This is a genomic window from Fundidesulfovibrio sp. YSD1 (assembly GCF_055397115.1).
Window position 1 is genome coordinate 3,423,421 of the sequence record NZ_AP043666.1, and the last position, 12,771, is coordinate 3,436,191.

A 12,771-nucleotide genomic window follows, 5' to 3' on the forward strand; every position below is an offset into this window, starting at 1 on the left:
GTGGGGTACGGCCCGGGCTCCGGCGGTGAAAGCCTAAAGTGGAAGCAAGGATGCCACCCCTATAGCCCATTTGGGCGGAGAGAGTAAAGGAAAAGAACCGTTTGACGGGTCCGCCTCGCCTTCGGGCGCCCGCGCCCGCGTCCGGCAGGCCCATCCTCCCGCCGGTCCAGCAAAAGATGTTGCCGCGTCAACAATTGTTGCGCGTCCGTTCGCCCGCCCGCAGCCGGGGCGCTCCCCGGCGGCGCCCGCGCACGTCGTCAACATCCGTTGCAGGGGCGGGTGTGCGCAACTCTCGTTCCTATCGTCTCCAATGTACTGAAATAAAAAGATAAGATGCTGACAATCGACTTTGGCACGGCCCCTGCTCAAGGAGAAATCACGTGGATTGGGGACTCCCCGGGGACGCTCGGGGGAACGTGGAACCTAGGTTTCTATTTAACCCAGAGGAGATGTCAGGACATGAAAAAGCTTCTTATCCTTGGCGCCGGCGCCGGCGGTTGCATAATCGCCAACAAGATGCGCCAGAAACTGGACGAGAAAGAGTGGAAGATCACCATCATCGAACGCGGTACGGTGAACCACTACCAGCCCGGCTGGCTGTTCGTTCCCTTCGGCATTTACGACATCAAGGACTGCATCCGCCCTCTGTCCAGCTTCATCCCCAGCGGTGTTGATTTCGTGAACGAAGAGATCACCGCCATCGACCCGGTGGGCAAGGTCGTCACCACCACCAACGGCAAGCACGAGTACGACTGGATCGTGGTCGCCACCGGCTGCCGCATCGTGCCCGACGAGATCGAAGGCATGATGGACGGCTGGAAGAAGAACATCCACGACTTCTACACCCCCAACGGCGCGGTGGACCTCTTCCACACGCTCCAGCGCTTCGAGAAGGGCAAGCTCGTGCTGAACATCGCCGAGATGCCCATCAAGTGCCCGGTCGCGCCGCTGGAATTCCTCTTCCTGGCCGACTGGTTCTTCATGACCGAGGGCACCCGCCACAACATCGAGATCGAGCTGGTCACGCCCCTCACCGGCGCGTTCACCAAGCCCGTGGCCGCCGCCGCCCTGGGCAAGATCTGCGAAGAGAAGAACATCAAGATCGTGCCCAACTTCGAGATCGCGTCCGTGGACGCCGAGCGCGGCGTGCTCGAGTCCATGCGCGGCGACGAGACCGAGTTCGACCTGCTGGTGGCCATCCCGCCCAACTTCGGCGCGCAGGTGATCATCGACTCCGAGATCGGCGACCCCATGGGCTACATGAAGACCGACCACTACACCCTGAAGTCGCCCGACTACGAGAACATGTACATCCTGGGCGACGCCACCAACGTGCCGACCTCCAAGGCCGGGTCCGTGACCCACTTCGAGGCCGACGTGCTGGTGGAGAACCTGCACCGCGACATCGAGGGCCTGGCTCCCCGCCCCGAGTTCGACGGCCACTCCAACTGCTTCATCGTCACCGGCTACGAGAAGGCCGCGCTGATCGACTTCAACTACAAGGTCGAGCCCCTGCCGGGCAAGTATCCGTTCCCCGGCATCGGACCCTTCGCCCTGCTCGAAGAATCCTACATGAACTACTGGGGCAAGATGATGTTCAAGTGGGTCTACTTCAACCTCATGCTCAAGGGTAAGGACCTGCCCCTCGAACCTCAGATGTTCATGGCCGGCAAGAAGCGCCCCGGCGGCTTCTAGGAGTGGTGAACATGAACAAAGAGGACCTCATTCTCGAAAAACTCGGCGCGATAGAGGCCGAGCTGGCTGTGATGCGCGAGGCCAGGGAGCCGATGGATGATCTGGTCAGGGATCTGAACCCGATCATGAAGCAGGCTCTCTACGCCCTGATCAAGGAATTCAAGGACGTCGAGGACAACTTCCAGTTGGAGGACCTGCTCCCCCTGGTGAAGAAGTTCCTCACCAACGTGAAGAACCTGACCTGGGCCCTGGAGTCGCTCGAAACCATCATCGACATGTGGCACACCATGGAGCCGATGATGAAGTCCGCCCTGCACCAGACCGTGCGCAAGCTGGGCGAACTGGAACAGAAGGGCGTATTCCGCACCTACGAGGCCATGCTCGAGGTGCGCGGCAAGATCGCCCAGCACTACGGCCCCGAGGACATCGAGGCCATGGGCGACAGCTTCGTGGCCCTGATCGGCCTGCTCAAGAAGATGAGCGATCCCAAGATGCTCGAACTTCTGGAGAAGCTCACCGATCTGCCCGCCAACATCGACCTCGAAGGCGCCAAGCCCGTGGGCATGTTCGGCGTGGTGGGCGCTCTGTCCGACTCCGAGGTGAAGGACGGCATCGGCGTGGCCATGCAGATGGTCAAGGCGCTGGGCAAGCTTAAGTAACTACTAATGCGGCCTGGCCGCGAAAACGCGAGGTAATTATGGCCAAGAAGATCCTCATCATCGACGACGATCCCGAGATCATCTCGTATCTCAAGGACGTCTTTGAAGAGGCGGGCTATGAAACCGTCGGCGCCAAGAACGGCGTCGAAGGTCTCGAGATGGCCCAGGTCCACAAGCCGGACCTCATCACCCTGGACATGGACATGCCCGCCCGCGGCGGCACCCTGTTCTACGTCAAGCTGCGCCAGGAGCCCATGCTGGCCGAGATCCCGGTTATCGTGATCTCCGGCGTCGGCCCCCGCCCGCCGGTCCTGACCAAGAACGTCCCCGTGCTGACCAAGCCCGTGGACACCGAGAAGACCCTCAAGATGGTCAAGGAAATGATCGAAGGCTGATCAAGTCCCTCCACGTCCGGCCGGGAAACCGGCCGGGGTTTACGCAAGGCGCGGGCTTCCGAAAGGGAGCCCGCGCCTTCGCGTATTGGGCATATGAAGTCGATTATTGTCGTGGGTTTTGGCCGTAGTTTGACTTTTAATGCTGTTTGTTTTGGGGTATTATTGCAAAGTCTCGAATCACTGATCTGCGGAGGGCGCGATGGAAATCAATACAGATGGGTGCCCAAGATTGGACGGACTCGGGAAGGACGAGCAGATTGAATATATAAAGGACTGGTTTGGGAGTAGATACTTTCGAGTTGGTTTCTCTGCTGGCGGTGAAAGTGAAGACCCCGATGGTTTGGAGTTTTCGATTAGAGATGTAATTGAGATAGAGTTTGGAAATTGTGTTGGTTCTGATGTTTTGAACTGTGTAGTGTCATTTTGTGAGTCTATGTCACATCTTTGTGATTTTTCTATTATCAATGGGGACTATTCTGCAAGGTATGAAAAGTCTTTGTTTCGTCCAATGAGGCAAATTCGGAATTATACGGCATCAATTAACGACGTTCATGAGATTCTGTCACTCGAGATTGATGAGAATGCTCGTTGTGTTTTGAATAATATGCTATATGCGTTTATATTCAGTGTTTATGAGGCGTATCTTGCCGAGTCATTTGCTTATATTGTGATTAATGATAGAGTTGCCCTTGCTGAATATGTGAAAAAACCTTCTAAGCGAAATGAACACAATAATGTGTCACATTTGAATGTGACGCTTGAGCAGGAGGTCGAGGCTGTACAGGACATTTTGGGTAAAGAAGTTTGGCACCGTTCAGATCGTGCGTTTCAAAAGTTTGAAAGATACTGTAATATTTGCGTTAAATACGATAAAAATATTATGGATGGCTACGTAGAAGTTAGAAACGATATTGTGCATCGTGCGGGAAAAAGCATAGATGGTGACGAGGTCATATTGTCTGGCGCTGATGTGCGAGGACTGAGCCATTTTCTCGGCGCTATTGTCAACCAGATCGAAGTCTCGCTTCCATCGGCCGTTGTGCTGTTGCCAAGGGCCGTTGAATAAGGTTTTTCTTCGCTTGGATTTTGATTCGGCATTGTAAATTTCTTCTTGGACTTCAACTCTGTCCTTCTCATCCAGTCACACCCGCGTTGCCCAGTCTTTTGAAATCGATTGTCGGCATCACTGGGCCGCCCGCCGGGCGCGCTCATTATCCTCCCCAAGGGACGCCGAATGCAAGAAAACGTCATCGAGATCAAAAGCCTGCGCCACCTCTACGGCGGCCGCCGTGGTCTGGAGCCCTCCGGCCCGCCGGGCGGGGCCGGGCGCGCTTCTTCGGTGGGCCGCGCGGGCTCGCCGGAGGCGGTCCGGGCGTCCCGAACCCGGGGCAATGCGTCCCAAAACGCGGTTTTCCTTCGGGAAAACCGCGTTTTCGCGCTTTCACGACCGCCACGCTCGGCTTTCCGAAAGCATGGTTGCCGCTTCGCTCCCCTCGGGGTATGGTCCGGGCGTGTGGGGGGTGCGGCCCGGGGGGGCCGCGTCCGTGAAAGGAGCGACGAATGGCCGAGAAGGTGCTTTTGGTTGACGACGAGGACGCCATCCGCGAGATCCTCGGGCTTTCCATAGCGGACCTGGGCTACGACGTGCACGCCGCCGCCAACGGCGAGGAGGCCCTGGAGGCGCTTGAGGTCTTCAAACCCTCCATCGTGCTCACCGACATCAAGATGCCCGGCATGGACGGCATCGAACTGCTCAGGCGCATCAAGCAGGCCGCCCCGGACGTGGAGGTGATCATGATCTCCGGCCACGGGGACATGGACCTGGCCGTGAAGAGCCTCCAGTTCGAGGCCATGGACTTCATCACCAAGCCCATCCGCGACGAGCTTCTGGTCAACGCGCTCAAGCGCGCTGCCGAGAAGGTCTCCATGCGCCGCCAACTGCGCGAGCACACCCAGAATCTGGAGCGCATCGTCAAGGAGAAGTCCGCCAAGCTCGTGGAGCTGGAGCGCCAGCTGGCCGTGGGCCAGGTGGTGGAGGGGCTCTCCACGGCCATGCGCTGCCTGGCCGAGGCCTGCGACGAGGGCATGGGCTACTTCAACGAGCTGCCGTGCTTCATCTCCATCCACAACCGCTACCTGGAAGTGGTGGCCGTGAACCAGCTCTACGGCGAGCGCCTGGGGCTCATGGTGGGCAAGAACTCCTGGGAGGTCTATTCCGGCCGCCACGGCAGCGGCAACGCCTGCCCCGTGGCCAAGACCATCGAGTACGGCAAGGGCCAGCGCAGCCGCGAGACCCTGGTGGACAAGGACGGCCGCGAGGTGCCCGTGATCGTGCACACCGCGCCCATCTTCTCCAAGGACGGCCAGGTGGAGCTGGTCATCGAGATGAGCGTGGACGTCACCGAGGTGCAGAGGCTCCAGGAGGAGCTGCGCTCGGCGCGCGAGAAGTACCACCGCCTCTTCGACGCCGTGCCCTGCTACATCGAGGTGGTGGACGCGGACCACACCATCGTGGAGGCCAACCGCCGCTTCCGCCAGGACTTCGGCGAGTGCCGGGGCGGCAAGTGCTACGCCGCCTTCGCCCACCGCGAGGACCCCTGCCAGGAGTGCCCCATCTCGCTGACCTTCGAGGACGGCCAGTCCCACCAGTGGGAGACCGCCGTGACCACCAAGGACGGCAAGCGCCGCGTGGTGCTCATCCAGACCGCGCCCGTGCACGACGAAGAGGGCCGCATCGAGCAGGTCATGGAGATCTCCACCGACATCACCCAGATCCGCGAGCTCCAGGACCACCTGGCCTCGCTTGGGCTCATGCTCGGGTCCATGTCCCACGGCGTGAAGGGGCTGCTCACCTCGCTGGACGGCGGCGTCTACAAGGTGGAGGCGGGCTTCCGCAAGGACGACCCGGACCGGCTGCGCGAGGGCTGGTCCATCGTCAAGGACAAGATCGCGCGCATCCGCAAGATGGTCCTGGACATCCTCTATTACGCCAAGTCCCGCGAGGCCGAGCTCGCCCAGGTGGACCTGAACGCCTTCGCCCAGGACCTGGCGGCCATCATCGAGCCCAAGGCTGCGCAGCGCGGCGTGTCCTTCAAGCTGGAGGCGCAGGCGGACCTGGGCGAGATGGGCATGGACGAGACGGCCATGTCCGCCGCGCTGGTGAACTTCCTGGAGAACGCCGTGGACGCCTGCGCCGAGGACACGGACAAGCCCGCGCACGCCGTGACCCTCAAGGTGGAGGCCGACGTCTCCACCGTGCGCTTCGAGGTGCGCGACGACGGCATGGGCATGGACCAGGAGACGCGCGAGAAGATGTTCACCCTGTTCTTCTCCTCCAAGGGCTCGCGCGGCACGGGCCTGGGGCTCTTCATCTCCAACCAGGTGGTGGAGCGCCACGGCGGGGCCATCGACGTGGCCTCGGAGCCGGGCGAGGGCACCGTGATAACCGTGAGCATCCCCAGGAAGCGCCAGTAGGCGGCGGGCGGAAAAAGGCATGAAGGCATTCATCGAGGCGCTTCGCAGCAGGCTGATCCTCAAGATCATCTTTCCGGTGGCCTTCATCCTGTTCGCCAGCATCTTCCTCTGGTCGTTCTACCACCTGCGCTACCAGCAGGACTCCACGGCCGAGAGCCTGATCACCGGCGCGGACCGCGTGTGCAGCACCGTGAAGCTCGGGCTGCACTACGCCATGATGCTCAACTCCCGCGAGGACATCCAGCAGATCGTCAACAACTACAGCAAGCTCAAGGAAATACGGGACATCCGCATCCTGAACAAGAACGGCCAGGTGATGTTCGCCAGCAACCCGGACAACGCCCTGAAGCTCGTCTCGCGCGGGGACCCGCTCTGCCAGGTCTGCCACCAGTACCTTGTGCCCAAGCTCCGGCCCGCGCGCTCCGAGGCCATCTACCGCGACGCCCAGGAGAACGGCGAGCGCGTGCTCAGGATCGTGAGCCCGATCCTGAACGAGCAGGGCTGCTCCTCGGCCTCGGGCTGCCACTTCCACACGGCGTCCGAGAAGATCCTGGGCGTTTTGGACCTGGCCTTCTCGCTGGAGGGGGCCGAGGAGATCATCAGCGAGAGCAGGCAGCACACGCTCTACCTGGCCTTCATCCAGTTCGTGGTGACCTTCGCCACCCTGGCCGTGCTCTTCTTCCTGCTGGTCAAGCGCCCGATCAACAGGATCATCCGCGACGCGCGCGACATCGCCCAGGGCAGGCCCGTCGCGCCCCGGCCCAAGGGCTCCTCCGACGAGATCGGCCAGCTCTCCGACGCCATCCAGCAGATGGGCGTGGACCTGACGGCCAAGAACACCCAGCTCACGCTGCAAAAGAACCTCTACCAGGACCTCTTCGAGGGCGTGCCCTGCGTCATCACCGTGCAGGACCGCGACTTCAGGCTCCTGCGCTTCAACCGCACCTTCGAGGAGCGCTTCAACGCTCGCGTGGGCGAGTACTGCTTCAAGGCCTACAAGAACCGTGACTCCAAGTGCCCGGACTGCCCCGTGGAGAAGACCTTCAACACCGGGCGCTTCCACACCACCGAGGAGAGCGGCTGCTACCGCGACGGGTCGCGCGCGCACTGGATCGTGAACACGGCCCCCATCTACGACTCCGAGGGCAGGCTGGTGGCGGCCATGGAGATGTGCCTGGACATCACCGAGCGCAAGGAACTGGAGGGCGAGCTGAAGCGCTCCGAGCGCAAGTACGTGGATATCTTCAACAACATCCCGAGCGCCGTCTTCGTGCTGGACCAGGCCGACCTCTCCATCCGCGACTGCAACCGGGGCGCGGCCGACCTCTACGGCCGGGCCAAGGCGGACCTCACGGGCATGAGCTTCCTGGAACTCTTCGCGGACGTGGACAAGGACGCCTACGTCCAGGCCCTCGAGGAGGGCCGCGACGTGGACCAGGCCCGGCACATCGACAGCGCCGGGCGCGAGTTCTACGTCTCCATCAACACTTCGCCCTCGGAATACAACAACCGCAAGGTCTACCTAGTCATCGTCAGCGACATCTCCAAGCGCCTGGAGACCGAGCAGCAGCTCATCCAGGCCAGCAAGATGGCCACGCTCGGCGAGATGGCCACGGGCGTGGCCCACGAGATCAACCAGCCGCTCTCCGTGATCCAGACCAGCATCGACCTGATCAAGCGAAGCATCTCGCGGGGCGAGCTGCCCCCCGAGGCGCTGCTCAAGCGCGTGACCGAGCTGGTGGCCCAGCAGGTGGAGCGCGCCACCAAGATCATCGGGCACATGCGCGAGTTCGGGCGCATGGCTGAACTCCACCCCGAAGCCGTGGACTTGAACGGAGTGATCACGCGCTCCACGGATTTCTTCAGCCAGCAGCTGTCGCTCCGGGGCATCGAGGTGGCCTGGGAGCTCGACGACAAGCTGCCCCCGGCGCGCTGCGAGCCCAACCGCATGGAGCAGGTGTTCATCAACTTCCTGCTGAACGCCCGCGACGCCATCGAGGACCGCGCGGCCAAGGAAGGCGAGGGCACGCCGAGGCGCATCACCATCAAGACCATGCACAACCGCGACTTCGTCACCGTGCGCATCTCCGACACGGGCACGGGCATCCCGGCCCACGTCATGGACCGCATCTTCGAGCCGTTCTTCACCACCAAGCAGGTGGGCAAGGGCACCGGGCTCGGGCTCTCCATCAGCTACGGCATCGTCAAGGAGTACGGCGGCACCATCAACGTTGTGAACAACGAGGACGGCGGCGCGAGCTTCTTCATCCGCCTGCCCGTGGCCGGCGAACGCGCCGGGGGCGGGGAGTAGCGGGAGAGCGGAGCGTCCGCCTGTCTGGCCTGAACAGGCCGTGTCCTCCCGGCGGCAGCGCCCGCCTTGGACGGGCCGCGCCTAAGGGCGGCTAGCTCCCTTGCTCGGCGAGCTCCTTGATTTTCGCCAGGGCCTTGTCCCACATGGAGGAGATCGACTCCTCGTAGGCCTCGGGCAACTCCTGCTCGATGTCCAGGGTGGTCACGCCCGCGTTTTCGGTCAGCACGTAGGTCTCGACGCGCCCGTTCCAGCTTTTGGCGTCCTCGCTCTCGAATTCCTCGCGGCCATCCGCGAGCACGCCCTTGTGGGTCATGGATATGCGCATGAAGGGCTCGTTGGCCGTGATCTCGCTCACCAAGCCGCAGCCCTCGGCGTCCACGAAGTGCGCCTTGGAGCCTGGTTGCCAGTCCGTCACCGCGCGCGAGCCCGGGCTGAACTCCCCAAGCCAGACGCTGGTGTAGTCCTCGCCCAGCAGCACCTCCCATACCCTGCGCGCCGAGGCGCGCATCTGGACCGATTTCTTCACGGAAAGTCCACTCATTTTCACGTCCTCCCGCAAGGCGGTTTCCTCACGCCTCGCTTGAAGTTTTTTCGGGGATGGCGGATTCGTCCATGTACAGCACCTCCCACTGGTGGCCGTCCAGGTCGGCGAAGCCGTGGCCGTACATCCAGCCGTAATCCTGGGGCTTGTCCACGTAGAGCGTGCCCCCGGCCGCGAGGGCCTTGCGCACCAGGGCGTCCACCTCGGCCCGGCTTTGGGCGTCGATGGCGATGAGCACCTCGGTGCAGCGGGCGGCGTCGCAGAGATCCTTCCTGGTGAAGGTCCTGAAGAACGGTTCCGTGAGCAGCATGGCGTAGATGTTCTCGCCCAGCACCAGGCAGGCGGCGTTCTCGTCGGTGAAGCGCGGGTCGAAGGAGAAGCCGAGGCTCGAGAAGAACGCTTTCGACTTCTCCAGGTCCTTCACGGGCAGGTTCACGAAAATGTTCTTGACCATGGAGGGGGCTCCTTGGGGGCTCGCACGCCTGGGCGCGAAGGCTCGCGGAGGCAACCCGGGCGCGCGGGAGGTTTCCGATCATGGACGGCTAGCGCCGCCAGGGGAGGGCTGTCAAGCGGGAAAGGGACGGGCGAGGGGAGAGAGCCGTTCAGCCGCGCGACTTGCGCTCCTTGGAGAGGAGCCTGCGGTTCAAGGCCTGGCGGGTGATGCCGAGCATCCTGGCGGCCGCGCTCTGGCTGCCGTTCGCGCGCCGGAGCGCCTCGGCGATCACGCGCTCCTCGGCCTGCTTGAGCGTGGGCATCCCGCCCGCGTCCCCGGCTCCCGTGAGCACCGCCGGGAAGAGCTCCGGCCCGGCCTGGGCCAGCACCGAGCCGATCCACGCCCGCACCGGCTCCAGGGGCAGCGCGTGGCCCTCGCACAGGGCCACGGCGTTGAAGAGCATGGCCTCGAGCTCGCGCACGTTGCCCGGGTAGGCGTGGGCGTGCAGGAGCCCGGCCAGTTCGGCGGGCTCCTCGGGCACGGGCTTGCCCAGCCGCTCGGCGGCCTTGGATATGAAGTGCCGCGTGAGCAGGGGCAGGTCGTCCTTGCGCTCCCTGAGCGGCGGGATGGACACGTAGTGGGTGCGCAGGCGGAAGAACAGGTCGCGCCGGAAGCGTCCCTCCTCGATCAACTCCTCCAGCGGCTGGTTGGTGGCCACCACCACGCGCGCCTCCATGGGCTTGAGCGTGTCCGAGCCCAGGGGGTAGTATTCGCGCTCCTGGATCAGGCGCAGGAGCTTGAGCTGCGAGGCCTTGGCCAAATCCCCGATCTCGTCCAGGAACAGGGTTCCTCCGGCGGCCTCCTCGATGAGCCCGCGCCTGCCGATGTTGGCCCCGGTGAACGCGCCCTTCTTGTGGCCGAAGAGGGTGTCGGAGAACATGGCGTCGTCCAGGCCCGCGACGTTCACGCCCACGAACTTGCCCGGGCGGGCGCTGGCCTCGTGGATGGCCCTGGCGATCATCTCCTTGCCCACGCCCGTCTCGCCGAAGACCAGCACCGGCTCGTCGGAGCCCGCCACGGCCTGCGTGTAGGCCAGCACGGACTTCATGGCCGCGTTGCCCGTGACGATGCGCGCCGTGGCGCTCTCCGCCGCCGGGGCCTGCGTTTCGGCGGGCTGGGAGGCGGGGGACTTGGGCCGCCCGGCCTCCAGGGCGTGGCGCACGGCCGAGAGCAGGTGCGCGCGGTCCACGGGCTTCACCAGGTAGTCCACCGAGCCCGCGCGCATGCAGCGCACGGCGGTCTCCACCTCGTTGAACCCGGTGACCACGATCACGGGCACGTCCGGGTGCTCGCTCTTGATGAAGCCGAGCACGTCCTCGCCGCCCATGTGCGGCATGCACAGGTCGAGCATGACCAGCGAGACGCGCACGCGGCGCAGGATGTCCTTCACCTCGCGCGGGTCGGAGCAGCGGATGGTGTTGGTGAGCCCCGAGTAGCGCAGGTTCAGGTCGTAGCTCTGGAGGGCCTGCTCCTCGTCGTCCACCAAAAGGATCGGGTCCGGGGGGGTGAGCCGGCTCATTGCAGGGCCTCCTCCTGCACGGCGGCGGGCAGGGCCACGGTGGCCGTCGCGCCCTTGCCGGGCTCGGACTCGATGATGAGCCGCCCGCCGTGCTCGCGCGCGATGGAGAGCGAGATGGAAAGCCCGAGCCCCGTGCCGCCCTGCTCGCGCTTGGTGGAGTAGAAGGGCTCGGTGACGCGCTCCAGGTCCTCGGGGCGGATGCCCACGCCCTGGTCGCGCACGACCATGCGCACGCTGCCGTCCTTGGCGTCGTGCAGGGTCTCGATCTCGATGCCCTGGTGCGGGCCTTCGAGCGCGTGGCAGGAGTTCTGCACCAGGTTGACCACTATCTGCTCGAGGCGCTGCCTGCGTCCGCGCACCAGGGGCAGGCCCGCGCCGTAGCGCACGGAGAAGCGGCTGGTGTGCAGGCCGATGGTCTTGCTCATGAGCAGCACCGCGGACTGGACCACGTCGTTGACCGAGAGCATCTCGAAGCCGCCCTCCAGGTCGTGCCGGGCGAAGTTCTTGAGCTCGCGCACGAAGTCGCGGATGCGCACCGAGCCCTCGATGATCCCGGTGAGCAGTTGGGGCACGTGCAGGGTCACGTCCGCCAGGGGGATGCCGCCCAGGCTTTCGGAGCCCTCCTCCTTCGCCAGACGCTCGAGCCCCGGGACCACCGCCCGCCAGAGGTCCAGCACCAGGGGGGCGTTCAGCATGATGAAATTGTTCGGGTTGCTGATCTCGTGGGCCACTTCCGAGACCAGCGTGCCGAGGGACACCAGCCGGTCGGCGTGCATCACCTGCGACTCCGTGACCTTCTGGCCGGTCACGTCCAGGCCGGTCGCCTGGTAATCCTTGATGTGGCCGGTCTTGTAGAAGAACCCCTGGACGATCCAGCGCATCCACAGGGGAGGGTCGGCCGGGTCCGAGCGCGGGGCCTCGTACTCCAGTTCCGCCATGGGGTGGTCCATGGTGATGGAGGTCACGGCCTGGGCGAAGCGGTCGCGCACCTCGGGGGGCAGCATCCAGAGGAAATCCTCGCCCACCACGGCGTCGCGCTCCAGGCCGAAGAAGCGCGCGCTGGCCGCGTTGGCGTAGGTCAGGCTCCAGTCGGGCAAAAAGCAGCAGATGAGGTCCGGCCTGGTCTCCACGATGGACTGGTAGAGGTTCTTGCGGTTCAAGAGCCCTTCCATGGCCACCTTGTAGCGCGTGACGTTGTCCACCATCAGCCTGAAGCAGGCCCCCACGCCCGGCAGGTCCACGCCGTCCACGCGCACGCGCACCCAGGCCAGGCTGCCGTCGGCCATGGCCACGGGCTTGTCCGCGTCGCGCCAGACGCCCGGGGATCCGAGAAACTCCGCCACGGAGTCGCAGATGCCCAGGCAGAAGACGCTGCACACGTCCTCGAAGTTCATGAAGGCCAGGTCGGCGGGGGTGCACTCCGTGAGGGTGAAGAACACGCCGTTGGCGTAGAGCAGGGCGTGGTCCGGCCCGGCCACGGCCACGGCCATGGGCAGGCCGCCGTAGAGGGCGTCCAGCGCGGATGCCTGGGGTTCTGGGAGCGTGGCGTACATGTGGCGGGTCCGTTTCCGGCCCTGGGCGGTGGACGAAAAATCAGCCCGGACCGGTGTGGATTGCTCCTATATTCTCCGCTTGGTCTTGGCAAGGCGACGTTAAAAAAATCACAATCATGTGGCAAGGGGAG

At 63.8% G+C, this 12,771-nt stretch carries 10 protein-coding genes; 6 read left to right on the forward strand and 4 right to left on the reverse strand.

Translation table 11 applies throughout. The features are described 5' to 3' along the window. Positions 1–459 precede the first annotated feature (459 nt). The 6 genes from sqr (at position 460) to ACZ5V4_RS15950 (ending at position 8,534) form a co-directional block, all read left to right on the forward strand. Positions 460–1,695 (forward strand): type III sulfide quinone reductase, selenoprotein subtype, encoded by a 1,236-nt coding sequence (sqr, locus tag ACZ5V4_RS15925; RefSeq protein ID WP_464315855.1) that lies wholly within the window; start codon positions 460–462, stop codon positions 1,693–1,695. An 11-nt stretch (positions 1,696–1,706) separates the two neighbouring features. Continuing rightward, positions 1,707–2,354 carry a helical membrane plugin domain-containing protein gene (locus tag ACZ5V4_RS15930; RefSeq protein ID WP_464315856.1) on the forward strand — a complete coding sequence of 216 codons (648 nt, stop codon included), beginning with the start codon at positions 1,707–1,709 and terminating at the stop codon, positions 2,352–2,354. Positions 2,355–2,392: 38 nt separating this feature from the next. Further along, entirely contained in the window at positions 2,393–2,749 is a 357-nt protein-coding gene (locus tag ACZ5V4_RS15935; RefSeq protein WP_464315857.1) for a response regulator, read from the forward strand. A gap of 199 nt (positions 2,750–2,948) precedes the next feature. After that, a complete protein-coding gene (locus ACZ5V4_RS15940) occupies positions 2,949–3,815 on the forward strand; it encodes a hypothetical protein (protein ID WP_464315858.1) in 867 nt (288 codons plus the stop codon). 494 nt (positions 3,816–4,309) lie between these two features. Further along, positions 4,310–6,223: an ATP-binding response regulator gene (locus ACZ5V4_RS15945; protein ID WP_464315859.1), complete on the forward strand. Its 1,914-nt coding sequence runs from the start codon at positions 4,310–4,312 to the stop codon at positions 6,221–6,223. 19 nt (positions 6,224–6,242) lie between these two features. After that, positions 6,243–8,534 (forward strand): PAS domain-containing sensor histidine kinase, encoded by a 2,292-nt coding sequence (locus ACZ5V4_RS15950; RefSeq protein ID WP_464315860.1) that lies wholly within the window; start codon positions 6,243–6,245, stop codon positions 8,532–8,534. Positions 8,535–8,625: 91 nt separating this feature from the next. Here the strand turns inward: ACZ5V4_RS15950 and ACZ5V4_RS15955 are convergent, their stop codons facing one another. The 4 genes from ACZ5V4_RS15955 to ACZ5V4_RS15970 form a co-directional block, all read right to left on the reverse strand. Further along, positions 8,626–9,075, reverse strand: coding sequence for an SRPBCC family protein (locus ACZ5V4_RS15955; RefSeq protein ID WP_464315861.1), 450 nt, complete (start codon positions 9,073–9,075; stop codon positions 8,626–8,628). Between the two features lie 28 nt (positions 9,076–9,103). Continuing rightward, complete coding sequence (locus ACZ5V4_RS15960) at positions 9,104–9,529, reverse strand: VOC family protein (RefSeq protein ID WP_464315862.1); 426 nt, start codon at positions 9,527–9,529, stop codon at positions 9,104–9,106. Between the two features lie 148 nt (positions 9,530–9,677). Next, positions 9,678–11,087 carry a sigma-54-dependent transcriptional regulator gene (locus ACZ5V4_RS15965; RefSeq protein ID WP_464315863.1) on the reverse strand — a complete coding sequence of 470 codons (1,410 nt, stop codon included), beginning with the start codon at positions 11,085–11,087 and terminating at the stop codon, positions 9,678–9,680. Next, positions 11,084–12,640: a PAS domain-containing sensor histidine kinase gene (locus ACZ5V4_RS15970; RefSeq protein ID WP_464315864.1), complete on the reverse strand. Its 1,557-nt coding sequence runs from the start codon at positions 12,638–12,640 to the stop codon at positions 11,084–11,086. The genes ACZ5V4_RS15965 and ACZ5V4_RS15970 overlap by 4 nt, the downstream gene beginning before the upstream one ends. Between the last annotated feature and the right edge of the window lie 131 nt (positions 12,641–12,771).